Source organism: Mycolicibacter sinensis (assembly GCF_001667375.1).
In the GTDB taxonomy this organism is placed as follows: Bacteria; Actinomycetota; Actinomycetes; order Mycobacteriales; family Mycobacteriaceae; genus Mycobacterium; species Mycobacterium sinense_A.
Genome location: NZ_LZIN01000096.1, coordinates 94,351 through 118,246 on the forward strand (window position 1 = coordinate 94,351; position 23,896 = coordinate 118,246).

General features: G+C 67.1%; 29 protein-coding genes. 20 read left to right on the forward strand and 9 right to left on the reverse strand.

What is annotated here, in order from left to right:
* The first annotated feature begins 18 nt into the window (after positions 1 to 18).
* The 6 genes from A5771_RS19645 to A5771_RS19665 all read left to right on the forward strand — a co-directional run bounded on the left by A5771_RS19645 (position 19) and on the right by A5771_RS19665 (position 4,975).
* Positions 19 to 1,032, forward strand: a complete 1,014-nt coding sequence (locus A5771_RS19645; RefSeq protein WP_165606164.1) for a gamma-glutamylcyclotransferase — start codon at positions 19 to 21, stop codon at positions 1,030 to 1,032.
* Positions 1,033 to 1,954: 922 nt separating this feature from the next.
* Positions 1,955 to 2,179, forward strand: a complete 225-nt coding sequence (locus A5771_RS19650) for a helix-turn-helix domain-containing protein (RefSeq protein ID WP_064856862.1) — start codon at positions 1,955 to 1,957, stop codon at positions 2,177 to 2,179.
* Positions 2,176 to 2,994, forward strand: coding sequence for a DUF2637 domain-containing protein (locus A5771_RS19655; RefSeq protein WP_064856863.1), 819 nt, complete (start codon positions 2,176 to 2,178; stop codon positions 2,992 to 2,994). Before A5771_RS19650 ends, A5771_RS19655 begins: the two co-directional genes overlap by 4 nt.
* A 59-nt stretch (positions 2,995 to 3,053) precedes the next feature.
* Entirely contained in the window at positions 3,054 to 3,212 is a 159-nt protein-coding gene (locus A5771_RS23510) for a hypothetical protein (RefSeq protein WP_165606160.1), read from the forward strand.
* 92 nt (positions 3,213 to 3,304) lie between these two features.
* Positions 3,305 to 3,751: a hypothetical protein gene (locus A5771_RS19660; RefSeq protein ID WP_064856864.1), complete on the forward strand. Its 447-nt coding sequence runs from the start codon at positions 3,305 to 3,307 to the stop codon at positions 3,749 to 3,751.
* A gap of 498 nt (positions 3,752 to 4,249) precedes the next feature.
* On the forward strand, positions 4,250 to 4,975 hold the full coding sequence (locus A5771_RS19665; protein ID WP_064856865.1) for a hypothetical protein: 726 nt from the start codon (positions 4,250 to 4,252) through the stop codon (positions 4,973 to 4,975).
* Between the two features lie 286 nt (positions 4,976 to 5,261).
* On the opposite strand, the gene A5771_RS19670 is transcribed toward A5771_RS19665, so the two are convergent.
* A complete protein-coding gene (locus A5771_RS19670) occupies positions 5,262 to 5,693 on the reverse strand; it encodes a pyridoxamine 5'-phosphate oxidase family protein (RefSeq protein WP_064856866.1) in 432 nt (143 codons plus the stop codon).
* A gap of 134 nt (positions 5,694 to 5,827) precedes the next feature.
* Between A5771_RS19670 and A5771_RS22285 the strand changes: the two genes are divergently transcribed.
* The 8 genes from A5771_RS22285 to vapC all read left to right on the forward strand — a co-directional run bounded on the left by A5771_RS22285 (position 5,828) and on the right by vapC (position 10,605).
* Positions 5,828 to 6,043 (forward strand): CopG family transcriptional regulator, encoded by a 216-nt coding sequence (locus A5771_RS22285; RefSeq protein ID WP_082947343.1) that lies wholly within the window; start codon positions 5,828 to 5,830, stop codon positions 6,041 to 6,043.
* On the forward strand, positions 6,040 to 6,447 hold the full coding sequence (locus A5771_RS19675; protein ID WP_064856867.1) for a PIN domain-containing protein: 408 nt from the start codon (positions 6,040 to 6,042) through the stop codon (positions 6,445 to 6,447). Before A5771_RS22285 ends, A5771_RS19675 begins: the two co-directional genes overlap by 4 nt.
* 85 nt (positions 6,448 to 6,532) lie before the next feature.
* Positions 6,533 to 7,321 (forward strand): class I SAM-dependent methyltransferase, encoded by a 789-nt coding sequence (locus A5771_RS19680; protein WP_064856868.1) that lies wholly within the window; start codon positions 6,533 to 6,535, stop codon positions 7,319 to 7,321.
* Between the two features lie 21 nt (positions 7,322 to 7,342).
* Entirely contained in the window at positions 7,343 to 7,819 is a 477-nt protein-coding gene (locus A5771_RS19685; RefSeq protein WP_064856869.1) for a DUF309 domain-containing protein, read from the forward strand.
* A complete protein-coding gene (gene galT, locus A5771_RS19690) occupies positions 7,816 to 8,898 on the forward strand; it encodes a galactose-1-phosphate uridylyltransferase (protein WP_064856870.1) in 1,083 nt (360 codons plus the stop codon). The genes A5771_RS19685 and galT overlap by 4 nt, the downstream gene beginning before the upstream one ends.
* On the forward strand, positions 8,895 to 9,968 hold the full coding sequence (locus A5771_RS19695; protein ID WP_064856871.1) for a galactokinase: 1,074 nt from the start codon (positions 8,895 to 8,897) through the stop codon (positions 9,966 to 9,968). The genes galT and A5771_RS19695 overlap by 4 nt, the downstream gene beginning before the upstream one ends.
* A gap of 23 nt (positions 9,969 to 9,991) precedes the next feature.
* Positions 9,992 to 10,204 (forward strand): type II toxin-antitoxin system VapB family antitoxin, encoded by a 213-nt coding sequence (locus A5771_RS19700; protein ID WP_207545483.1) that lies wholly within the window; start codon positions 9,992 to 9,994, stop codon positions 10,202 to 10,204.
* Positions 10,201 to 10,605, forward strand: a complete 405-nt coding sequence (vapC, locus tag A5771_RS19705; protein ID WP_064856873.1) for a type II toxin-antitoxin system VapC family toxin — start codon at positions 10,201 to 10,203, stop codon at positions 10,603 to 10,605. The genes A5771_RS19700 and vapC overlap by 4 nt, the downstream gene beginning before the upstream one ends.
* Positions 10,606 to 10,611: 6 nt before the next feature.
* Here vapC and A5771_RS19710 read toward each other — a convergent pair whose 3' ends face one another.
* The 4 genes from A5771_RS19710 to A5771_RS19725 form a co-directional block, all read right to left on the reverse strand.
* A complete protein-coding gene (locus A5771_RS19710; RefSeq protein ID WP_064856874.1) occupies positions 10,612 to 11,769 on the reverse strand; it encodes an FAD-binding domain in 1,158 nt (385 codons plus the stop codon).
* 4 nt (positions 11,770 to 11,773) lie between these two features.
* Positions 11,774 to 14,140: a lysylphosphatidylglycerol synthase transmembrane domain-containing protein gene (locus tag A5771_RS19715; RefSeq protein WP_064856944.1), complete on the reverse strand. Its 2,367-nt coding sequence runs from the start codon at positions 14,138 to 14,140 to the stop codon at positions 11,774 to 11,776.
* 181 nt (positions 14,141 to 14,321) lie between these two features.
* On the reverse strand, positions 14,322 to 15,197 hold the full coding sequence (locus tag A5771_RS19720; protein WP_064856945.1) for an oxidoreductase: 876 nt from the start codon (positions 15,195 to 15,197) through the stop codon (positions 14,322 to 14,324).
* Between the two features lie 21 nt (positions 15,198 to 15,218).
* A complete protein-coding gene (locus tag A5771_RS19725) occupies positions 15,219 to 15,896 on the reverse strand; it encodes an ankyrin repeat domain-containing protein (protein WP_064856875.1) in 678 nt (225 codons plus the stop codon).
* A 116-nt stretch (positions 15,897 to 16,012) separates the two neighbouring features.
* Between A5771_RS19725 and A5771_RS19730 the strand changes: the two genes are divergently transcribed.
* The 3 genes from A5771_RS19730 to A5771_RS19740 all read left to right on the forward strand — a co-directional run bounded on the left by A5771_RS19730 (position 16,013) and on the right by A5771_RS19740 (position 18,690).
* Positions 16,013 to 17,158 (forward strand): ADP-ribosylglycohydrolase family protein, encoded by a 1,146-nt coding sequence (locus A5771_RS19730; protein WP_082947345.1) that lies wholly within the window; start codon positions 16,013 to 16,015, stop codon positions 17,156 to 17,158.
* 358 nt (positions 17,159 to 17,516) lie between these two features.
* On the forward strand, positions 17,517 to 17,810 hold the full coding sequence (locus A5771_RS19735) for a hypothetical protein (protein WP_064856876.1): 294 nt from the start codon (positions 17,517 to 17,519) through the stop codon (positions 17,808 to 17,810).
* 106 nt (positions 17,811 to 17,916) lie between these two features.
* A complete protein-coding gene (locus A5771_RS19740; RefSeq protein WP_064856877.1) occupies positions 17,917 to 18,690 on the forward strand; it encodes a hypothetical protein in 774 nt (257 codons plus the stop codon).
* Here A5771_RS19740 and A5771_RS19745 read toward each other — a convergent pair.
* The 4 genes from A5771_RS19745 to A5771_RS19760 are packed head-to-tail and all read right to left on the reverse strand — an operon-like array spanning position 18,665 to position 21,488.
* Complete coding sequence (locus tag A5771_RS19745; RefSeq protein WP_064856878.1) at positions 18,665 to 18,973, reverse strand: hypothetical protein; 309 nt, start codon at positions 18,971 to 18,973, stop codon at positions 18,665 to 18,667. The two genes, A5771_RS19740 and A5771_RS19745, sit on opposite strands and share 26 nt — an antisense overlap.
* On the reverse strand, positions 18,970 to 19,323 hold the full coding sequence (locus A5771_RS19750) for a hypothetical protein (protein WP_064856879.1): 354 nt from the start codon (positions 19,321 to 19,323) through the stop codon (positions 18,970 to 18,972). The genes A5771_RS19745 and A5771_RS19750 overlap by 4 nt, the downstream gene beginning before the upstream one ends.
* 20 nt (positions 19,324 to 19,343) lie before the next feature.
* Positions 19,344 to 20,627 (reverse strand): DUF4226 domain-containing protein, encoded by a 1,284-nt coding sequence (locus A5771_RS24195; RefSeq protein WP_064856880.1) that lies wholly within the window; start codon positions 20,625 to 20,627, stop codon positions 19,344 to 19,346.
* Positions 20,628 to 20,678: 51 nt separating this feature from the next.
* Entirely contained in the window at positions 20,679 to 21,488 is an 810-nt protein-coding gene (locus A5771_RS19760; RefSeq protein WP_064856881.1) for an acyl-CoA thioesterase, read from the reverse strand.
* A gap of 109 nt (positions 21,489 to 21,597) precedes the next feature.
* On the opposite strand from A5771_RS19760, the gene A5771_RS19765 reads away from it, so the two are divergent.
* The 3 genes from A5771_RS19765 to A5771_RS19775 all read left to right on the forward strand — a co-directional run bounded on the left by A5771_RS19765 (position 21,598) and on the right by A5771_RS19775 (position 23,890).
* Positions 21,598 to 21,849 carry a CopG family transcriptional regulator gene (locus A5771_RS19765; protein WP_019736076.1) on the forward strand — a complete coding sequence of 84 codons (252 nt, stop codon included), beginning with the start codon at positions 21,598 to 21,600 and terminating at the stop codon, positions 21,847 to 21,849.
* The gene (locus tag A5771_RS19770) at positions 21,846 to 22,277 is read left to right on the forward strand and encodes a type II toxin-antitoxin system VapC family toxin (RefSeq protein ID WP_064856882.1); all 432 of its coding nucleotides are present in this window, start codon (positions 21,846 to 21,848) and stop codon (positions 22,275 to 22,277) included. Before A5771_RS19765 ends, A5771_RS19770 begins: the two co-directional genes overlap by 4 nt.
* A gap of 179 nt (positions 22,278 to 22,456) precedes the next feature.
* Positions 22,457 to 23,890 carry a protein adenylyltransferase SelO gene (locus tag A5771_RS19775; protein ID WP_064856883.1) on the forward strand — a complete coding sequence of 478 codons (1,434 nt, stop codon included), beginning with the start codon at positions 22,457 to 22,459 and terminating at the stop codon, positions 23,888 to 23,890.
* The last annotated feature ends 6 nt before the right edge of the window (positions 23,891 to 23,896 follow it).

Consider the following 23,896-nt stretch of genomic DNA (forward strand, 5'->3'; position numbering starts at 1 on the left):
TTCTATGCTTTGTCTACTGTGAGCGACAAGCACGACGACGCTCTGAGCGTCGCCAAATGTGAGCCATGTCCAGAAGGCAGCGGAGGCGACGGCCTCGGAATGCCTCGAGACATTGGGAAGCCACTGTTCGTGTACGGGAATCTCAAGCCAGGGGAACTCGGCTACGACCTGATCGCTGAAAGGGTAATCAGCCAACGATCGGCTAAGCTGCCGGGGCATATATGGGTTAGAGACGGAGTTCCACTAGCCGATGTCACCGCCGGTGGTGGACTAATTTCCGGTTACACACTCGCATTATCGACTGAGGGCTATAGCAAGGTCGGTGAAATTGAGCCCGCCACGCACTACCGGTGGTCGGACGCCACCTGCACTGAACCCGCCGGACTGGAGGTCAATATCCTCGGACCAGTCGAGGGCCTCACAGCTGATCGTGGTGGCGGCGATGTACTTCACGAGGAGTGGACCACTGCATCGGACCCGCTCTTCGCGCATGGCTTGACCGCTGTCGCGACAACGCTTCGAACCGATGGCCGGATGCCTTTCGGGGGCAGTTTCTCCGACGCCGAGACTTGGACGCGGTTTTACCGCTTGCAGGCTGCGTACATGTTGGCCTGCTCGATCCTCGAGCGGGTCGCGTTTTGGGCGAGTCCAAACGCCGGACCGACCGCGGCGGTAAAAGCCGTCGGACACCAGCCGGGGTTCGTCGCGGCCGTCCGACAGGGCGGTGTATCGATCCCGAAGGACCCGGTCTATCGGGCCGACAAGCCTCGCAAGAAGGCGCATTTGAACACGCCTGATCAGTTCGCGGATTGGGCCTATCAGATCCGCAGCAACTTGATGCATCGCGGTAAGAGTGCCGGGAACGAGGCCGAGCTTGTTCGCACCGCATTGATTGACCTGCACGATGTACTCCGCACCTATCTCTTGACCAAGGTCCCCGGATTTGGTGAAACATGGACCGAAACCGACGCCGAGGGTGAGCCCTATAGCTGGCGGATCAAGCCCGAATTCGACGCCTCGCCCGGCGACTGAATGCACGCGGCACACCCCAGGTGCATGTGGTCGGCTTGCTCCAAGCTGGCCACTGCCAGCTCAGGATTGACGTCATTGCCGCGTCATCCGAGACCAAACAGCGTCGGGCATGGTCATATCACCGGCCCAGCGTAGGAAGGGCGTGCGATGCGCCGACCGATGCAACACCAGGCACACCCAATCCGCTCGCGTAGCGATTTCGCGTGCCACTGAGGTAGGCGCGCAGCTCTTCTCGCGCCCAAGCGCTCAGCGAGACCCTCCGGGTGCAGTGGTGCAGGCCCAGCGCGTGGAGCTCGTCGCTAAGTTCTGCACGTTCACGATCGGACGCGGCAGCCCAGTATTGGTCGGCATTCTCCACGGCACGGCTTTGAGGGTCCGACACGTTGCAGCCGATTGCGAACGGCGACATCATGGCCTTCCAGACGGTAGCCAACGCCGAGCCTGCCCGGTAGGGCGCAGTTGGCGCGTTTCGCCGTGGTTGCTTGTGGCAAGTTGGGGGCATCGCAGTTCCTTTTCGTTGTGGTGGTGTGAAATAAAAAACCCGGCCACCAGTAGGTGTCCGGGCAATCGGGTATCCATGCACTGGCGTCAGGATTCGGGTTGCTGCGCTGCTGCGACTCCCTTCCATGTGTTCTCGGGCACAAAAAAACCGCACGCCTCTCCTGAGGATGCGGTCTAACGCTTCGTACGGTTTGAAACCGGCCTTCCGCTTGTCCAGCGGCACCGCTGCTTTCGGAGGTTGCCCTCTCGGCCCAGCTGGCTTATTTCCAGTAGACCATGCCATTTTGCGACTTCGTGACATTGAGGAATTTTCTTAGTCAAACCGCTTCGGGCGCGCCGACTCGACACCGGTACCACTCCGACGACGACAACCCTCAGATTATTAGTTGTAATCAATATCGTGTTGAGCTAATATTGCTAGATGATCGAGTTGGGCCGGATCCGGCGTGAAGCGGGAGTGACCCAGGCAGAGATGGCCGCTCGGCTGGGCATCACCCAGGGCAGCGTCTCACAGCTGGAGCGCCGAGGAGACATGCTCCTGAGCACCCTGTCGGAGTATCTCGCCGCCCTTGGAGCCGAGGCCCGCATCACGGTATCGATCGGCGACCAGACCTTCGAGCACGACCTGATAGGGGGCCAGCAGTGATCACCAACCTCACCCAGGCCGAGGCCACCCAGCGGAACCACCGGCGCGCGGTCCGGTTCTTCTGGTTCATGCTGGGCGGGGCTACCTTAATCAGCCTCATCGGCAACATCGCACACGCGGTGCTGCCGTACCTTCCGCCCGTCACGATCCAAGTTGGTGCCGCCGCAGTACCGCCCATTGTGCTGCTGGCCGCCGTTCACGGTGTCGCCCTCGCGGTGCGGGCGGGCGCATCCGGTGCGGTCTACCGGTGGGCAGTCACCGCCGTGGCGGCCATCGGCGGCGGCGCGTTTGTGTTGAGCTTCCTTGCCCTGCGTGACCTGATGCTGGTCATCGGGTACAGCCCAGCGATCGCCTGGATTTTTCCGGCCATCGTCGACACCGCCGTTGCCGTGGGGACGTTGATGCTGGTTGCGCTCGGGGACAAACCCGCACGCCGCACCCGCACCGCGTCGCAGCAGGCTGCCGCGTCTACCGGCAGATCTGGAGGGAATGCACCTGCACCTGCACCATCGCGCCATGCAGGCGCGCCAACGACCAGCACTGCACGCCCACCACGCAGCCGGACTGCACATGCACCCGCACTCCAGGCCGTGCCCACGGCGGGGGCGGGCCGAGACGCGAGTGCGATGGCCCACGCGCTGGTCGCCGCAGGTGCAACAACCAAGAGCGTCAGTCAGGTCGAACAGGTCTTGGCCGCACATGCAGCCGGAGCTGCGGTCACGCGGATCGCCGCCGATGCGGGGATCCATCACCAGACGGTGCGGTCGATACTCACCGCGGCTGCCGAACGCCAGCAGCTGGCCACGGTCGGATGAGATGACGACCGGGACTGGAGTTCGTGTGAAACGCGGCCTCCTCCAATAGCATCACCGCGTTGCCGGTCGAGACCGTCATCGCCGTGCTGACTGCAACTCGTGGCGGCATGTCGATCAACGCCGCCGCCAAGATCTCCGGCATCAACTACCGGACCGCGCAGAGGATCGTGCAGGCCGCCGTCAAGCAGCAGAAGCGGGAACTGGCGGTGGTCGGCTGAGCCGCTACGCAGATCGTTTCACTGAGAGGTATGCCTAGCAACAGCTGCGCTGGGCAGCAGATGCCCCAATCTCGACAGAGAGGACACCAGCGATGCTGAAATTGAACGAGTTGCCGAATCCCAATGGCCTCACCCGGTTTAACGTGCGTGATCACTACACCCAGCGACTCGTTCTCATCGCTGCGGTATGCCGGGAACTCCAGCATGAGCCGGAAATCAGGGTCGGTGATCGCGCTCGGGCGGCAATAGAACTGCTCGCCTGGTGGATGCGATGGGTGTACGACCTTCCGGAAGACCAAGCCCTGCGTTATTCCTACGGCTTCAGCGAGCCGTATCTGACGAAGTACGCCAACGATATGTTTCGCGAGCTTGCGCTTGGCGCGGCGGTCTGCGATTCCGTCGCCAAGTCCTTCACCGCCGACAAGCCGTGGGAGCTCGACGAAGACATGCGGCGGGTCCGCATGCACCTGGACACCTACCTGGCAGCCAGCAACGCTGACGCTGACGCTGACGGCAGCCTAGGAACCGACGGGCGCTGAAAGCGGGCCGGGATGGAGAGCCCCAACCTCCGACGGAGTGTCTGAGGCTGCGTGCCTCGCCCCGCCTGAACCGCTTTACCGGAGTCAGTAAATTGGTCTTGAGCTGCGACGATATCGGCTGAGCGCATTGACTCAGCACCTGTGTGCTCTTGGGGCGGACGCCAGCATCACGGTGACGGTCAATCAGGCGGGCGCGCCGATCCCTGGACACGGGACGCGCCAGTGTCACGACGTTGTCACAACTCAAACGGAACTCCGACCGAACGGTCACGAACGAACTCGAACGCCCCGGAAGCATAACCGCAGCTCAGCAGCCATGTAACTCTCAAGCCGAACAGGCCCGAATATCCACGAACGTCCCGAACCGACTTCCCAAGCCGAATACGCGGGCTCGACTGCAGTCATCGGCTCCACATTGACCAGGGGTTTGCCCCGATCACCCACTCGAATCGGGGCGCTGGCCCCGGAACGGTCCCGTACGCCGCTTACCATTTGGCCATGTCGCTCAATGCCTGGCTTGACGGAGAGCAACCAGACTTTGAGCGGCTGGCGGTCCTGTTCGCGGACGGAGACGTGCGGATTGTGCGCGACGACGAACGCGATGCCTACTATCTGACCGCGGCGGAACTCGACAGCGCGGATGACGAAGATGTTTACTTCACCATCGAAGCGCTACTCAAGCGGATCAACGGTTCAGCGCGAACCCTGACGCCAGACTTCCAACCCGTGAGGTACGCCAGAAAGTACACCACCAACGGCGGCATAGTCATCCAACCGGCTACTGTCCAGCTGAAGATTCGCGTCAGTCTCACGGTGTCGGCAGTTGTACGGGGGCCGGACGGTGAACCTCAGCCGACATCGCCACCGCCAGGAGCGACCCACCTAGCTCTAGCCGCGTCCGACGGCACCGTCGACGAGGTGTTAGCGCGTATGGCGGGTGACCTGGATTGGTTCAACCTTTTTAAGGTTTACGAGCTGGTGCGCGACGACTCGACGAAACCATCCTCAATCGCCGGGATGGGGTGGGCTACGGAAAATGAGCAGTCTGCCTTCAGAGCCTCCGCAAATCGGCCCGACATTAGTGGCGAAGACGCTCGGCACGCGGTGTCGCCGAACACAAAGCGCCCAAAGCGGACGATGAACCTCGCCGAAGGCCAGGCTTGGGTATGCAACCTGGTCTCGAATTGGTTGGCGTGGAAGGCGGCCCCGCCGCCTGGCGCCTAACCGTCGTGCGGAATTGGGTTGCCGCCTGCCGGAGCCGGGAACATCGGGATGTGGTTCGCGCGTTCGGCCGTACCGTCCGCAGGCCGTCCGCAGTAGAGCTAGCAACAGCTTGACACCACCAACGCAGCCAACGGGCTGACCTAGAAGTTCTCTGCGTGGCCAACACAGCACGTTGGTGCAAACGCCAAGAGAGACAGACTGTAAATCCGTCGGCGCAAGCCTACGCAGGTTCGAATCCTGCACCTGCCACCGAGGTCAGGCCCCTTTGCCAGGGGCCTGATTGCGTTTACAGCTCCCCGGAGAAGTCGGCGGTCAGCCAGCGGTCGGGCCGGATGGTGAACAGCACGCTGGTGGCGCCGTCCATGTTCGCGGCGAACGCCCGTCCGCCCTCCTCGCCGAGGTAGCGGACGGCGATGGCCTCCCGTTGCTCCAGCGGGGCCGGGGTGGCGGCGTCGATAACGGTGCCCTCGACGACGACGTACTGATAGGGCAGCTCCTCCCGCTGCACCACCAGGGTCACCGCGCGGGCCTGTTCGATGAGCTTGGCCTTGCGCTTGCCGGCGCCGGTGTTGACCAGGATGTTGCCGCCGGCGGTGTAGTCGTACCAGATCGGGACGCTGGCCGGAGGCCGGCCGTCGTCGGCGGCCACCGACAGGACAGCGACGTGCTTGTCGGCCAGGAATTGTTGACGCTGCGCTTCGGTGAAGGGTTTCGGCATGCCGACACGAACAGCGGTGGTCTCGGGGCTATTCCATCGGCGGCCTACCAATCCGTGGGCAGCGGGTTGATCGTGTCGTGCTCCTGGCACCGGCCATCAGCCACCGTCATACCACCGGTGGTACCATATATGGCATGGATAAGACGACGGTCTACCTGCCGCAGGAACTCAAGGCCGCGGTCAAGCAGGCTGCCCAGCGACGAGGAACGTCAGAAGCCGAAGTAATCCGGGAATCCATCCGCGCATCGGTGGGTGATGTCCGCCCCACCCCGCGGGGAGGCCTCTATTCGGGATCAGAGCCGATAGCGCGCCATGTCGACGGGCTACTGGACGGCTTCGGCGAGCGGTGATCGTCGACACCAGCGCCCTGCTGGCCTATTTCGACAGCGCGGAACCCGACCACGCAGCTGTCTCACGCGCCATCCATGACGCTGATGAGGAACTGGTCGTCTCTCCCTACGTCATCGCCGAACTCGACTATCTCGTCGCGACACGGGTGAGCGTCGATGCCGAACTGGCTGCGCTGCGTGAACTGTCCGGCGGCGCGTGGGAACTGGCCGGCTTCGCTGCAGCCGACGTCGATCAGGCCGCAGCTGTCATCGGGAAATATCGCGATCAGAACATCGGCATCGCGGATGCGTCCAATGTCGTTCTGGCCAAGCGATATCAGATGCGGACCATCGCAACGCTCGATCGCCGGCGCTTCGGGGTCCTGCGGCCGCTGGACGGCGGGCGTTTCACTGTGGTCCCGTGAGCATCACCCGCGCGGGAATTTAAAGGACACGTAGGGTCTAAAGTCCCCTAGCGGATGCGGGCCTGGTAAGGCTAACCTTCGTCGCATGACACTACCCATGTCCGATCGCAAGACCGCTGATCTCCCCGGCCACTGGTTGTTCGCCCGCCTCGGCAAACGTGTCCTGCGGCCCGGCGGCCTCGGGCTGACCCATCGGATGCTCGCCGACGCGCAGCTGCCCGGCACCGACGTCGTCGAGCTCGCGCCCGGCATGGGACGCACCGCAAAAGAGATCCTGGCGCACACGCCGGGCACCTACACCGGCGTCGAGGCCGACGCCAATGCCGCCCGCGTAGTCCGCTCGGTGGTCGGCGACAAGGGCACGGTGGTCACCGCCGAGGCGTCGGAGACCGGGCTGGCTCCCGAGAGCGCCGACGTCGTCGTCGGCGAGGCGATGCTGACCATGCAGACCAACGCGCACAAAGCCGAGATCATGCGCGAGGCCTTCCGGGTGCTGCGGCCCGGCGGCCGCTACGCCATCCACGAGATGGTGCTGCAGCCCGCCGACGTGCCCGAGGCCGTCAAGGAGGAGGTGCGCACCGCGCTGGCCCGATCCATCAAGGTCAACGCCCGCCCGCTGACGGCGGCGGAATGGACCGAGCTGCTCACCAAGTCCGGCTTCATCGTCGAGAAGATCTCCTATGCGCCGATGGCGCTGCTCGAGCCGCACCGGCTGATCGCCGACGAGGGCCTGTTCGGGGCGGCGCGGTTCGTGTTCAATGTGCTGCGCGACTCCGATGCGCGGGCGCGGGTGCTCAACATGCGCGCGACGTTCCGCCGGCACCGCAACCACATGGGCGCCATCGAGGTGATCGCCGCCAAACCGGCCGCGTGAACCACTTGCGATGATGTACGGGTGAGCACCCGCGACCGCGACGAAGCCGGCCGCCCCCGCAACGCCCGACCGCGGGACCGGCTGGGCCGGCCGCTGCCACGTGGCAGTGCGGGCGGGGTCGAAGGCGTTCCCGACGATCTGGACCTGCCGCCGGCGCAGACGCTGGCCTACGCGCAGCTGTTGCTTGACGACGGCCTGGCGTTCAACGCCCACGAGGTGCTGGAAGCCGCGTGGAAGCACCGGCCCGACACCGAACGTGGCCTGTGGCAGGGCCTGGCGCAGCTGGCGGTCGGGGTCACCCATGTCCAGCGCGGCAACGTCATCGGCGCGGTGAGCCTGCTGCGCCGCGGCGCCGACCACCTGGCGGCGGTGCCGGCCCCGGCGCCCTACGGCATCGACCTTCCCGGTCTGTTGCGCTTCGCCGCAACCCTGGCCGACGACCTGGCGGCCGGCGTCGAGATCGCTCCGCAGCGGCTGCATCCCCGGTTGGTCGTGTGAACCTTCCGACGCACTGGACGCTCGCCGACGGCCGCGACCTGTTGTTCTTCTCGCTGCCCGGCCACCGCCCGGCCCCGGTGCCGGACCGGCGGCCGTTGCCGCCGCGCGACCCGGAGCCGTCGCAGCTGCGCTTCGACCGCACCACCGGCCAGTGGGTGATCATCGCCGCGCAACGCCAGGACCGCACCTATCACCCGCCCGCCGAGGCCTGTCCGCTGTGCCCGGGACCGAGTGGGCTGACCAGCGAGGTGCCCGCAGCCGACTACGACGTGGTGGTCTTCGAGAACCGGTTTCCCAGCCTCGCTGGCGCCGGGGCCGCGGTCACCGCCCCGTCCGACGGCGCCGAATTCATTGCCGCACCGGGAAACGGCCGCTGCGAGGTGATCTGCTTCTCCGCCGACCACACCGGCTCGTTCGCCGACCTGCCCGCGGCGCACGCCGCGCTGGTGGTGCAGGCCTGGCGGCACCGCACCGCTGACCTGTTGGACCGCCCCGGGGTCGAGCAGGTGTTCTGCTTCGAGAACCGCGGCGAGGAGATCGGGGTGACGCTGGCCCACCCGCACGGCCAGATCTACGGCTACCCGTATCTGACCCCGCGCACCGCCACGATGCTGGCCCAAGCCCGCAGGCACCGAAACACCCACGGCACCAACATCTTCGCCGACCTGCTGGCCGCCGAGTTGGCCGACAGCGCCCGGATCGTGGCGCAGAGCGACTGCTTCACCGCGTTCGTGCCGTTCGCGGCGCGTTGGCCCGTCGAGGTGCACCTGTACCCGAATCGGTGGGTGCACAACCTGACCGAGCTGACCGATCCGGAGCTTGACGACTTCGCGGTGATCTACCGAGATCTGTTGGGCCGCTTCGACCGTATCTATGACACCCCGCTGCCGTATATGGCTGCCCTGCACCAATACCGCGCCGACGGGGTGCAGGCCGACGGCTACTTCCACGCCGAGCTGATGTCGATCCGGCGCAGCGCCACCAAGCTGAAGTATCTGGCGGCCTCGGAGTCGGCGATGGACGCCTTCATCGCCGACGTCACCCCGGAGTCCGTCGCGGCCAGGCTGCGTGAGCTGTGATCAGCTACTCCGCGCCGGGCCGGGTCAACCTGATCGGTGAGCACACCGACTACAACGGCGGTTTCGCGCTGCCGATCGCGCTGCCGCAGCGCACCAGTGTCACTTTCACCCCCGCCGAGACCGACACGCTCACCGTGGTTTCCGATCACACCGATGCCTCGGTGCTCATCCCGCTGGACACCACCCCCGGCGGGATCACCGGCTGGGCCGCCTACGTTGCCGGGGTGATCTGGGCGTTGCGCGAGCACGGCGTTGCGGTGCCCGGTGGCATCATGATGATTAGCAGCGACGTGCCGATCGGCTCGGGCCTGTCGTCCTCTGCGGCCCTGGAATGCGCGGTACTGGGCGCACTGACCGCCGGGGTCCGGATCGACCGGATCGAGCAGGCCCGCATCGGGCAGCGCGCGGAGAATGACTACGTTGGCGCCCCAACGGGTTTGCTCGACCAGCTGTCGTCGCTGTTCGGTGAGGTCTCGGCCGCGCTGTTGATCGACTTCCGCGACGTCGCGGTGCACCCGGTGCCCTTCGACCCGGACGCCTCCGGGGTGACGCTGTTGTTGTTCGACTCCGGTCAACGCCACGGCCATGTCGACGGCGAGTACGCCGCGCGGCGGGCGTCCTGCGAGCGGGCCGCCGCCGACTTGGGGGTGGCGTCGCTGCGGGAGGTGCAGCACCGCGGCGTCGAGGTGCTCGACGCCATCAGCGACCCGATCGATGTGCGCCGGGCCCGCCATGTGCTGACCGAGAACGAGCGCGTGCTGGATTTCGTTGCGGCGCTGGCAGAGCTGAACTTCGCCGCAGCGGGACGGTTGTTGACCGCCTCGCACGCCTCGATGCGCGACGACTTCGAGATCACCACCGAGCATCTCGATCTGATCGTCGATGCCGCGGTGGATGCCGGCGCACTGGGCGCCCGGATGACCGGCGGCGGTTTCGGGGGCTGCGTGATCGCCCTGGTGCCCACCGAGCTCACGCTCAAGGTGGGTGATGCGGTGCGCACCGCGGTGCTGGCCGCCGGCTACGGGGAGCCGGAGGTGAGCCGGGTGTATGCGGCAGCCGGGGCCGGGTAGGGACAAAGGTGTATTGTTGGTGTATGGCACGCACCAATATCGAAATCGATGACGAGCTCACCGCTGAGGTGATGCGCCGATTCGGCGTGACCACCAAGAAGGCGGCGGTTGACCTCGCGTTACGCCGTCTCGTCGGCGCGCCCTTGACCCGTGAGTTTCTGCTGGGCCTCGAGGGCGTCGGGTGGGCAGGTGACCTCGATGAGTTGCGCACGGAACAACCCGGCGAACTCGGATGATCCTGGTCGATACCTCGGTATGGATCGAATACTTCCGGGCAACCGGATCGGCGGCAGCACTGGAAGTGCGGCGGCTGCTCTCCGAAGAACCGGATCAGGTGGTGACCTGCGAGCCGATCGCGATGGAAATCTTGGCCGGCGCAAGCAACGAACAGACGTACCGAAAGCTCGAGCGGCTGGTCAACGGGTTGTCATTGCTGGAGGTCGAGACGGCAACCGACTTTCGTTCGGCCGCTGACATTTATCGTGCGGCCAGAAGCACCGGCCAGACGGTTCGCAGCATCAACGACTGCCTGATCGCCGCGGTTGCGCTCCGCCATCATGCCCGGGTCGCGCACCGCGACGCCGACTTCGATGTCATCGCGAGGATAACCGGCCTGATAACCACATCGCTGCGCTGACCGGGATCACATCCCGTATTCGGGCAGGTCGAAATCGTCGCGCACGGTTCCGGCGAATAGGCGCGTCAGTAGCCGCAGGTTCATCGCCCGGATCGCCAGATTGCGAAACCACAGCCCTAAACGGGTTCGGGTGGCGAAGAACCCGAGGAACTGTTTGGCGCCGGCTTGTTTGCTTTCGATGAACGGGCGCAGCCGGGCCTCGTAGGCGGCGAATGCGCGCCGATGGTCGCCGCCGGCCCGCTGCAACTCGCCGGCAAGCACGTAGGCCTCGGTGATCGCCAGGCCGGTGCCCTCGCCGCCCAGCAGTGAGATGCACCCGGCCGCGTCGCCGATCAACAGCACCCGGCCCCGCGACCAGCGTTCCATCCGGACCTGGCTGACCACATCGAAGTACAAGTCCTCGGTTACGGCGGCCAGCAGCTGCGGGCATTCCCAGCCGGCATCGGCGAATCGGCGGTGCAACTGTGCTTTCGGGTCCGCCACGTCGGGGGAGTCATCGCGGAACACGAACAGCACCAGGGTCCGGTCGTCACGCAACGCGACCCGGGACACCTGCCGACCCGGCACCGCGTAGCTCACGTACGCCAGTTCGTCGCGTTGCCGGTAGCCCTCAACGACGGCCGCGGCCACCTTGCAGCCCAGGTAGTGCTCGAAATCGGTGTCCGGACCGAAAACCAGCCGGCGCACGTTGGAGTGCAGTCCGTCGGCGCCGATCACCAGGTCGAAGTCGCGCGGCGCGGCGTGGGCGAAGGCGAGTCGGACGCCGTCGTGGTGTTCGTCGATGGCGGTGATGCTGTCGCCGTAGATCATCTCGACGTGCTCGGCGATGCCGGCGTGGATGGTGGCGGCCAGGTCCCCGCGCGGCAGGCTGGTGAAGTCCTCGCCGAGCAGGTGCCCAAAGACGCCTGCGTCCAACGCCGCGCGCACCCGTCCGTCGGCGCCGACCGATCGGACCGACTCGATCTGGTAGCCCTTGCCGAGGAGCTGCGCCTCGATGCCCATCCGTTGGGCCACGGTGTAACCGACGCCCCAGAAGTCGATCATGTAGCCCCCGGAGCGGAAGGTCGGGGCCTGCTCGATCACCGTCGGGGTGTGGCCGGTGCGGTGCAGCCAGTACGCGAGCGCCGTCCCGGCTACTCCAGCACCGCTGATCGCGATCCGCATCGACTCAGATCATCTCGTTCTCTGTCAGCCAGCGCATCACCGGCCAGCCGACGAACACCGGCAGCCAGCAGGTCAACACCCGGTAGAGCAGCACCGACGGGACCGCCAGCGCGGCCGGCACACCGAAGGCGGCCAGCCCACCGATCAGGGCGGCTTCCACCGCGCCGACCCCGCCGGGTGTCGGGGCGGCCGAGGCCAGGGTGCCGCCGACCATCGTCACCACCGTGACGGTGACGAACGAGGTATTACCGCCGAACGCCTCCACGCTGGCCCACAGCGCAAGTGCCGCACCAAGAGTGGTGCCGGCCGCGCCCAGCACGATCAACGCCAGACGTTTGGGTTCGCGGGCCAGCTCGATCAGGTCGCCGGTGACCTCGGTGAGCCGGGGACGCAACGCCGTCGTCAACCACCGGCGCAGGTTGGGCACCAGCAGGAAGATGCCGGCCAACCCCAGTGCCACACCGGCGATCAGATACAGCAGGGTGGCGCTGGGCACGAAATGCGACAGGTCGGCCCGGGCGCCCGCGGCGGTGGTGAAGATGATCAGCAGGATCACGTGCACGATCACCTGCACCGATTGCTGCAAGGCGACCGCGGCGGTGGCCCGCAGCGTGCTCAACCCGCCCTTGACCAAAAACCGGGTGCTCAACGCCAGCCCGCCCACACCAGCCGGGGTGGTGGTGGCCGCAAACGTATTGGCCACCTGCATGATCGCCAAGTTGCGGAACTTGACCGCACCGTTGGTGCAGGCCCACAGCGCCCCGGCCGCGCCGACATAAGTCAGCGACGAGACCAGCAGCCCCACCAGCGCCCACGACCAGTTCGCGTGCCGCAGTTGGGAAAAGAACGTCGGCACCTGGCTGATGAACGGATAGGCGACGTAGACCAGCGCGACCAGCAGCACCAACTGGATCAGCTGGCTGCGGGTGAAACGGGTGATGGTCTTGGTGTGGATTTCGTCGGTGTTGGTCTGCCGCTTGACCTCTTCGCGAGCGGCTGAGATCACCGCACCGACGTCCGGCACCGCCTTGCGAAGCCGCGCTGGCACAGCCGATTTGGTGAGGCGACGGGAGGCGGCCAGCACCGTGGTACGGCCGAAGCGTTCGATGGCCGCGGCCACCGCCGACGACGCGTCGTACAACGACGACGTCGTCACCAGCAACTGGGCGATATCGGACTGCAGCTGGCTGTCGGTGGCGCCGTACTCGGCGTTGCCGAATCCGCCGAACAACACCCGGTCGCCGTCGACCGTCATCTCCTTGGCGCGCAGATCCCCGTGTGAGATCTGCTGATCATGTAGCCGCCGCAGCGCCGCCCACGCGATGCCCACCGGGATGCTATCGGTGCACTCGGCGATCGGCACGCCGCGTGGCAGGGTGTGCGCGTACAGCGTCCAGCCCCGGTCCAGGGAGGCCACCGCGACGGTGTTTGTGTTGGCCACACCGGTCTCGCCGATGGCGATCGCCATCAGCGCGCGATGCTCGACGGCGCGGTGCAGCGAAGCGTGCAGCGGCGCGGTCTCAGTGGTGCGCAGTCGTAGCTTGCGCCAGAGCTGACGCACTGCGCCGCCGCTGCGCTGGTTGGGGCCGTACAGCTCGATGATCGTCGGGTGCTTGCTGACAGTGGACAGCACCAGCGGCCCGCGGCCGGCCGGGCGGACCACGGTGAGCTCGGTGACATTGCAGCCGCGGCGGGCCAGGGTGCGCACGGTGCCATCCAGCGGCACCTCCAATGCGGGCGTGCCCACGATCAGGATCACCAGCGCTCCGACGAACCAGCCGACGGCCAGACCGAGCAGCGAGCGGGCCGGCACGATGGCGCTGACCACCAGGTGGATCGGCACGAACGCCAGCAGCAGCGCCCACCACCAGCGTCGCCAGCGAGCCGGTAGCCACGGGCCGGAGACGGTGAGCATCGCGGCGAGCATCGCGATCCACCGCGGGTCGTCGAGGAACTGGGCCAACGTGGTGGCCAGCCGTTCGGACAGGTCGAAGTGCCAGCGCGGCGCGGCCAATCCGTTGCTGCGGATGGACAGCGATGCCACCGCGAGCAGCCCGGCGACCGCGTAGGCGCCCAGCAGTTTCCATTGCCGGGAGACGACCAGGCCGATCAGGATCGCGAACGGCAGGCCCACGATGGCGATGCCATAAGCCAGGTAGACCTGGTTGGCGTGGGTGGGGGAGAGCACCCCGACGATCTGGGAGACCGAGCGTTCCAGCGAGACCCATTCATAGCGGGTGACCAACGAGCTGGTGATGACGGTCGCCAGGAACACCGCCGCCAGCACCAGACGCAGAATGTCGTTGATGCGTCGGGTCAGCGGTTGCAGCAGGTTGCCGGTGACGGCAACCTCGCGTCCCTCAACTCGCATGATCACTTTCGGTCCATCAGGTGCCGCAGATTGCGGCTCGCCACAACTTAACCGGTGAGCTGGGGTGTCACGTCAGTTTGTCGGCGACATCGGGGCGCGTCGCCGGGGGTGAGTCTCATCCGCCCCAGGCGTAACGGCGGGACGGAGGTGTGAGATGTGCCCGGCTCTGCGCGACAACTCCTCAGAGCGGGTAGTGCACTCCGGTCATCTTCTCCGACTCTTCCCACAGCCGCCGCCACAGCCGCTGGTCTTTTGACAGCCTGTTCGACGGGCACGGGCCGACCGGGCCGCGGGCCTGGTTCAGCTTGGTCGGCCCCCAGTAGGTGTCCGGGTCGGCGTCGGCGGTGGTGGCGGCGAAGACGATCGACTCGGCGGCCCGCTCGGGTGGCTGGCCGACCAGCGTCATGCCGTACTTGGCGACCAGACCGGGCAGGCTCTTGTCGTTGTCGAACAGCTCGGTGGCCGACACCCCGGGGTGCACCGCGTAGGACCGCAGCGGCGAGCCGGCCGCGCGCAACCGGTGCTGCAGGTCGCGGGCGAACATCAGGTTGGCCAGTTTGGACTGCGCGTAGGCCAGGTTGCGCTGGTAGAAGCGGTGCTCGTAGTTGAGGTCGTCGATCCAGAACTTCGGGGTCTGCTTGTGCGCGATGCTCGACACCGTCACCACCCGGTCGCCGATGCGGTCCAGCAGCAGGCCGGTCAGCGCGAAGTGGCCGAGGTGGTTGACGCCGAACTGCATCTCGAAGCCGTCGACGGTGCGCCGCATCGGGATGTTCATGATCCCGGCGTTGTTGACCAGCACGTCGAAGCCGCGTTGCTGGGCGGCGAAATCGCGCACCGAGGCCAGGCTGCCCAAGTCCAGCGCCGCCACCGTGACGTCGCCGGTGATGCTGTCGGCGATCTGCTGGGCCTTGGCGGTGTTGCGGCAGGCCATCACCACGGTGGCGCCCTTGGCGGCCAGGGTGCGGGTGACGACCTCGCCCAGTCCGCCGTTGGCGCCGGTCACCACGAAGGTGCGGCCGTGCTGGTCCGGTGTGTCGGCAAGTCTGAAAGCCATGGCCGTCACGTTACGCGACCCTCAGGTGCGGCCTTCGGCGGTCAGGACCACGCCCCGCTGGGTGATCACCTGCATCTGCCCGGTGGGCCGGCGCCCGCTCATCGCCTCCAGATAGCCGCACCGCAGGGTGACGCGCACGCCGCCGGTCAGGCCCGGGATCGCCAAGCGCACCGACCGGCCGGGCGCTTCGTGCAGCAGGGCCACCGGAGGATAGCGCAGCAGCATGCGCAGTTCGTGATCGCTGCAGCCGTCGAAGAGCCCTGCGGTGCGCAGAGTGCCGTCGATCGCCCACTCCAGGTTGGCGTCCAGGGCGCGGATCCGCTCGGCCGACAGCGGCGACGGCGGCGGAGCAAGCAGGGACAGCAGCGCCGGTGGGTGCCCGGCGTCGTCGGCGATGTCGCACGCGGTGAAACCCCGCGCGTCACGCAGGCAGCGCAGCGCGCCGCGATCGAGCAGCGCGGCAAGGGTTTCCGCCGGTGCGCCATGGCGGGCGGCCTGGTGCAGCGGGTTGAGCCACTCGGGGCTGCCGGGCCGCCACTGGTTGACGCTGAGCGCCGGCGTGGCATCCAGCAGATCGAACAACGCCGGCCAGTCGCCGGCTTCGGCCGCATCCGCCAGTTGGTGCCCGGCCGTGATGGCATCCTTCGGCAGCAGTGAAGGTTCCAGCACGCCGGGCCAATCTAGGGGTGGTTCGTCCATAGCGGTGAAGGTAGCGGCGGGTACCGACAAAAACTGTCGACTGTTCGACGGACAGAGAGTTGTCGGTGGTCGCCGATACTCTGATGCCGGCTGTTCTGGACGAAGGGTGAGTTTCCATGGGGCTTACTGCCGCACAACGTGATCGGGCCTGCGGGGCGCTGCTGGCTACCGCCGCCGGAGACGCCTTGGGCGCCGGTTACGAATTCGACCCGCCGCGCGCCGCCGACGAGCCGGTCGCCATGATCGGCGGCGGGCTCGGCCCGTTCCGGCCGGGCGAGTGGACCGATGACACCTCGATGGCCATCGCGATCGCCGAGGTCGCCGCCACCGGCGCCGATCTGCGCGAGGAGGCGGCGCTAGATGTCGTGGTCCGGCGCTGGCACGAGTGGTCGATGACCGCCAAAGACGTCGGCGTGCAGACCCGCTCGGTGCTCTCGGCGGCGGCGCGGCGCGGCATCGGTGCGCGAAGCGCCTGGCAGGAGTCCGTGGCGCTGCATGAGCACACCGGCCGCAGCGCGGGCAACGGCTCGCTGATGCGCACCGCGCCGGTGGCGCTGGCCTACCTCGACGACGAGGCCGGGCTGGTCGCCGCCGCCCGCAGCGTCAGCGAGCTCACCCACTATGACCCGGATGCCGGGGATGCCTGCGTGCTGTGGTGCACCGCGATCCGCCATGCCGTGTTGACCGGCCAGCTCGATGTGCGGATCGGGTTGGAACACCTGACGGCGGAGCGTCGGGCGCTGTGGACCGAGCGGCTGGCGGAGGCGGAAAGTACTGACCCGAGCGCGTTTTCACCCAACAACGGGTGGGTGGTGGCTGCGCTGCAGGGCGCGTGGTCGGCGATCGCCGGGACGGCGGTTCCCGACGAAGATCCCGCCGCCGGGGTGTTCCGTGCCGATCACCTGCGGCTGGCGTTGGAGGCCGCGGTACGCGGCGGCGGTGACACCGATACGGTCGCGGCGATCGCCGGCGGGCTGTTGGGCGCGGTCTACGGCGCGTCGGCGGTGCCGTCGCAGTGGCGGCTGCTACTCGGCGGCTGGCCGGGGCTGCGGGCGCGAGGGCTGATCCAGTTGGTGGACCGGATCCTGGCCAAGGGCGCACCCGATGAGTTCGACGACAGCCATCGCGGCTTTCCGGAGACCCGAACGCAGGGCGCCGGCGTCGATGAAGCATTGGCGGATCTGTCTGCGGCGCCGCGGGATTCGTCACCAATTGGCTACTTCCGGCAGGTACTGCGGCGGTTGGCGCCGGGGCAGCGATGAACGCCGAAAAGGGATGGATCGGGGAGCCGCAAACTTCGCGAGAGTATTACCCGGGCGAAGAGTACAAGCATTACGGAATGGCTGGATGCCCACTGCCGTCGTCCTACTACCGGGCGCACAACACTCGTGACCGTCGTGCTGTCGAAGAACGCCGCCGCCGGTCGGAGCGGACTCCCGAATTCCCCGAGGAGGCTTCGTGACTTGGGATGCCTCCCGACAATGGGGCACTCCCCTCCTCGTACGATCCCTTCTCATGCACGCGCTGTTCTCGGCCGGCGGTCTCCCGCTCATGCCGTAGCCCCCGCCCCGCGGACCGACCGTGGGCTCGGCGGGGGCTACCCCGCCCGAGGAGACCGTTGTGTCCCGTACCGATGCCCACAGCCCCTACCGCGTCCGCGTCGCCCGCCGTGAAGTCCGCGTTTGTGCAGTACACGCCTGCGGTGGTTTCGACTGCGATCTGGGCGCGCCCGATCCCGGCTGGTCGATCGGCCGTATCGGCCGCTGCTACTGGGAATTCGTCTACTCCGGAACGAACGTGTGCAGCTGCTGGATGTGCCACTGGCATCACCGCCCGGAGCACCGCCGCTCCGCGGTGCGCACCGAGTTGCGTGCCGTCGCCCGCGCGTGGAACGCCGGACAGCGGGAGGAGTGAGCAGCTACATCACCGGGCAGCCGGCCGGCAGAACTTGTCGGTGGTCGCCGATACATTCCTTTCACCAGCACTTCCCCACGGGGGCTTGACAAATCGGGAGGTATCGATGCCGCATTCCACACCCGTCATTCTGCTCGGAGACCGTGACACCGCGGCCCATCGCGGCGACCTGGCCGCCGACGCCGGCGAGCGAGGCTACACCATCGTCGACACCTTCGGATTCGACGAAGGGGCGGCCGCCCGCGAAGCCGACCTGACTCGGGTCGAGGCCGTCGTTGACGCGCTGAGCCGTGCCATCGCCGGCCGGATCGACATCTGGGTGCCATTTCCGGGCCCGGACTTCCTGCGCGAGCAGCACTTGCGACGGCTCAGCCTGGTGCTGCAGCGCCACGGCCTGAATCTGCTGGTTTACCGGGAGCTTTTCCGGGTGCCCACCGACGGCGGAATCAGCGAGATCGACCAGGCGCTGCGGCTGGAGGTGCGGGCCGTCGACGAGCTCGACCGTGCGGCGCTGGCGGCGGCCGGTGTCACGAGTCTGAGCCGTGAGATCGAGCAGGCGCTGGCCAAGGCCGCTGCCACACCGGCGGTGCGGAGACTGACGGATCGCGGTACTACAGCGGCACACTCGCTGCCCCCGGTGCTGCCGCCACCGTCGGTGCCGTGGCCGCAGCGCAAGCGGCTGCTCAAGTTCTACGCGAGCTGGCTGGTGTACGGCTGCGGTGTCACCCAGGCGGCCACCGCGCGGGTGCTGAACTCGGCGGGGCAGCGCACTCCGACCGGCCGGCACTGGAAGCCGGCTACGGTGTCGAAGCTGCTCACCGGCAAGTACGACGATCCGGGCCGCGCTGGTGACTTCAGGCCAGATGCAGTAGCTGGGTGACCACGAAGGCCGGGATGACGGTCAGGGCGATCGTCAGGGGAGTGGCGAGAAGGCCGATGAGGATTCCTCGGCCAACTTCGCCTTGTTCCCCTGGCATTTCGCGCATGAACAGCCCCGCCGACCCCAATATGACTGTTGCCACGCCGAAGAAGAACAGCTCGATGATCCAATAGGGAAACCACGCCCACGTCGCAGTCTCGACGACCGCGATGGTCACCACCGCGGCGACGAAGCCGCGCGGGCCATAGCGGGCCGGGTGTTGCGGGCTCTGCGGAGTCGTCATCGCACCGCGGCATCCGACGGCAACATCAGAAACAGTGCGTAGGTGCTGGCGCCGATCAAGACCGCCAACCCCGACCCCACAAGACTGAACCCGAAAGCCCGGCGGCGCACCGACGCCGACGGCGTCAGCGCTACGCCGATCGCGGCCGACACCGCGGTCGTGATAGCCGTGGCGATCAAGACGACCGCTCGGAAACCCAGATTCGGGCCCAGCAGCCGGTCCGTCAGCAGCGAGGTGACGCCGGCCAGTAGCAGTAGTACCGGCTGGATAGCGACCGGCATAAGCCAGGTGGCTTTGCGCCACACGGCTGCATCGGTGTCCCGGATGCGGGCCAGCACCGCGTTGGGCATACACAAGCTCCTCTCGGTGCTTAGGCCGGGACGCCGCCGGGGCCGCCCGACGATGATGGTACCGACGGTGGCGAGGAGGTCGGTCCGAAATCGGTGGCGGGGAGCGGAGTTCGAATGTCGAATCTGGGGTTCCAGTTCCCGCCGTGATCAAACGGCGCGAACGCCTTGCCGCCGATTCCGACGTCATGGTGGAACGGCAGATTGAGTGCCGGCCCGGTGCTACGGCCAGATTGCGCGGGGTCGATCAACACCGTGCGGGTGTTTCCGTTCGGCAGGTCCTGGTAGATCTCCAGGGACGGGTAATCCGTACGGGTGCCGTCGACATGCACACCACCTGGGCCGGGGGTGAACACCAGATCCCCGTTGACGCTCAATCGGTGGTCGCCCAGCGGTCCGCGGGGGTCGGTACTAATCCCCGGGACGAGGGGATTTCCGGCGTCGTACTTGATTCGTACAGATCCGTCGGGAGTCTGCGTGACGCTGCCCTGGGGAACGCCGACCGCTACGCGTCCAGGCGAGCCGTCTTGATTGAGTTCGACGGACGGGTTCTGTCGCATCACCACGATGCCGTTGTCATAATCGATGTAGCTGGTGACCTTGGTGTCTTCGGGATCGAAACGCGAGTCAGAGCCTCTGCCGTTGCCGGCGTCGCGTGAAGTCAGGCCACTTCTGACCCAGGGTTGCTCAATCCACTGCGACGCGCGCACCACACCCTGCCCGGGCACCGGCTCGATCCGGGCCACCCGCACCTCGGACTCCACGCCCTGAAACTTCGGGTCGTAGGTGTGCGAGTCCAGTGCCGCAGCTGTTGTCCAGTCGGAGGCCGAGACCGGATCGCGGCCGCAGACCTCGCGGAAGGCGTCGATCTGATTCTGCCGACGCTCGTCGCCGGACGTCGGGGACCGTTTGACGGTGTGGTCGACGGCCTGGATCTCCGGTCGGCGCGGTTTGTCGACCGTATACCCACCGCCCAGGGTGCGCAGCAGCGCCGCCTTCTGCGCGCTGTCGGCGGCGGCGTCGTTGACCACCGCGAGAATGTCGCGGGTCTTGGCGGTCAGGAACCGCTGGAATTGGCGGGCGCCCGTCGGAGTGTCCAACGCCAGTGCACGCTGATCGGCCAGGACACCGCGGATCTCGGCTTCGATGGCGTCCAATCGCTTGCGGCCGGCCAGCGCCGTCCGGTAGGCGTCGTGCAGCGTCGCCGCGAAGGCCCGGTCGGTAGCCGCGGAGGTATACAGGCGCCGCGCGAGGACGGCCTCGCGGTCGCGCGCCGCGTCGGCGTGGGCGCCGGTCTCCGCTGGCATATTCGGGAGGCTAACGCAGCGGCGCCCGCTGGGGTATTCACCCCGTGGCGGTCAGTCCTTGAAATAGACCAGCTGGTGGCTGCTGGTCAGCAGCACGCCGTCGCGCGACCACACGTGCGCGCTCTGGTCGAAGTAGCCGCGGGAAAACGCGTTGGCATGCGCGCTGCCCAACACGAAATCATTGCCCACCGCATCGATCTGCGCTTCGTCGGCGTGAAAGTAGGTGGTCAACGAGACCGTGCCGGCCGGGATGAAGCCGCCGCGGCGCAGGAACACCCGCGGATAAAAGATGTCGGAGACTGCGGCCAGCCCGGCGAAGTCTAGTGGGCGCTGGTCGGCGTCACGCACCCACAACGTGGTCGTCGACGACTCGCTGGGCACACCCTCGGCGGGAACCGGCCCTTCGGTGAAGCGCATATCGTAGCGCTGGGCCCACACGATGGCCTCGATAAAAGTGCTGCGCGGAATGTCTTCGGGTGCAGCGGCTTTCGGCGGTTGGGCTTCGATGTCGGCCCAGGTGTTGCGGTGGCGGCCGAATACCGCGGTGGCGGTGGTCTTGACCTCGTCGCCCTGGCGCAACTCCAGGATCCAGTGCTGGTTGCTGCGGTTGGTACGGGCGGCACGCAGGGCGATATCGAACTCGCCGTCGGCGATGGGCGCGGCGTAGTTGACCGTCAACGCCAGCGGGTCACCGATGCGGTCCGGGTGGAATTCGACGGCACGCAGCAGCACCGCCGCGGTGATCCCGCCGAACGGACCGACCATGTTGGCCCACTGCGGGTCGGTGGCGCCGCGGACGACGCCGTCCCCGACCTGGTCCAGGTGAAGGGCGCGGCCGAAGGCGTGCGAAGCGGCCGGCATAGGTGTCCTTCGGTAGGCGAAACGATCTTGGCCACGCTAGCGCGTGCCCGCGCGCACCGCCGTCGCTCATGCTCGGGGACGAATAGCATGTGCATGCTAATGTATGTGCATGTCTCCGCTGGAGCATCGACTGCAGATCCTGCTCGACGACGAACGCCACCGCCGACTGACTGCGGCGGCACGGGAACGTGGCGTCTCGGTGGCCAGCGTGGTGCGCGAAGCCATCGATCGCGGCCTCGCAGGCCCCGTCGACCGCCGCAAATCCGCCGGTCAGCGGCTCCTCGACGCTCCTGACATGCCCGTTCCCGACCCCGCCGAACTCAAGCAGGAATTGGACGAACTGCGCGGCCGCCGCGGATGATCGTGCTGGACACCACGGTGCTCGTCTATGCCAAGGGCGCCGACCACCGGTTCAGGGAGCCGTGCCGTGACTTGATCGCGGCGGTTGCTGCCGATCGCATCGAAGCGACCACTACCCCCGAAGTGATCCAGGAGTTCGTCCATATTCGGGCCCGTCGACGTGGCCGCAACGATGCCGCAACGCTGGGGCGCAGCTACGCCGAGCTGCTCGCGCCCCTGCTGACTGTCACTGGCGACCACCTCGAGCGAGGATTGACGATGTTCGAGACGACCCCGAGTGTTGGTGCCTTTGACTCCGTGTTGGCTGCGGTCGCCAAATCCGCTGGGGCGGTCCTGGTCTCGGCGGACGGTGCGTTCAGCGACCTCCCCGACATCACCCACGTACTGCCCGACACCGCGGGCGTCGCCGGCTTGCTTGGCGACCATTGATCTCGCACCATGGCGCGGCCTCGGCGTTGCTCCGTCTGATATCGCCGGCACTATCGTTTTCCGACATCACACATACCAACTCTCCGGGTACAGATGTGGCGGATGTGAAAGCCAACGCCATCTCCGGCTCGCCACGGCGGCCACGGCAGTGACAGCCGCGAGACCCGTAGGCTGGTGAGGTGCCACCCCCGGACCTGACCGCCGACTTCGCCCGCGACTTCCCGGAGCTGTCGGTGCGCTGGCAGGCCGAAACGCCGCCGGAGCCAAAATTGCTGGTGCTCAACGAAGCGCTGGCCACCGACCTGAAACTCGACCCGCAGTGGCTGCGCAGCCCACAAGGCATCGGACTGCTGACCGGCACCGAGGTTCCCGACGGCGCGACCCCGGTGGCGCAGGCCTACGCCGGACACCAGTTCGGCAACTACGTTCCGCTGCTCGGCGACGGCCGGGCGCTGCTGCTGGGCGAACTCACCGACAACAACGGTCACCACCGCGACCTGGCCCTCAAGGGCTCCGGGCGCACGTCGTTCGCCCGCGGCGGCGACGGCCTGGCGGTGGTCGGCCCGATGCTGCGCGAGTACGTGATCAGCGAGGCCATGCACGCCCTGGGCATCCCCACCACCCGCTCGCTGTCGGTGGTAGCCACCGGGCGCGACGTGCAGCGCGAGGGGATGCTGCCCGGGGCGGTGCTGGCCCGGGTGGCCGCCGGCCACCTGCGGGTGGGCAGCTTCCAGCTCGTCGCCCAGCAGGCCCGCGCCAGCGGTGATCTCGGGCTGCTGCGCCGGCTGGCCGAGCACGCCATCACCCGCCACCACCCGGAGGCCGCGCAGGCCGAAAACCCTTACCTGGCCCTGTTTCAGGCGGTGCTCGAGGCCCAGGCCTCGCTGGTGGCGCAATGGATGCTGGTCGGGTTCGTGCACGGCGTGATGAACACCGACAACATGACGATCTCCGGGGAGACCATCGACTACGGGCCGTGCGCGTTCATGGAGGCCTACGACCCGGCCACGGTGTTCAGCTCGATCGACTACGCCGGGCGCTACGCCTACGGCAACCAGCCGCTGGTCGCGCAGTGGAACCTGGCCCGCTTCGCCGAGACGCTGCTGCCGCTGATCGACGACGACGAAGACAAGGCCCTGAACGTAGCGGTAGAGACCCTGGAAGGGTTCATGCCGCGTTATCACGGCTACTGGTCGGCCGGGATGCTGGACAAGTTCGGGCTGACCGGCAGCGTGGAGGCCGCCGCGCTGATCGATCAAGCGCTGGCGCTGCTCAAGGACAACACCGTCGACTACACCTCGTTCTTCCGGGCGTTGAGCAAGGCCGGCCGGGGCGAAGAATCCTTGCCGGGCAAGGCCTTTGACGACTGGCTGGCGCACTGGCGGTCGCTGGGCCCGGATGTCGAGGCGATGGACCGGGTCAACCCGGTCTACATACCGCGCAACCACCTGGTGGAGCAGGCGCTGAGCGCCGGGATGCGCGGCGATCTCGCGCCGGTGCAGAAGCTGCTCGAGGTGCTCGCCGAGCCGTATCGGGAACGCGATGGCTTGGAGGCCTACGCCGCGCCGGCGCCGCCGGAGTTCGGGGATTACCGGACGTTCTGCGGGACGTGACGGTGC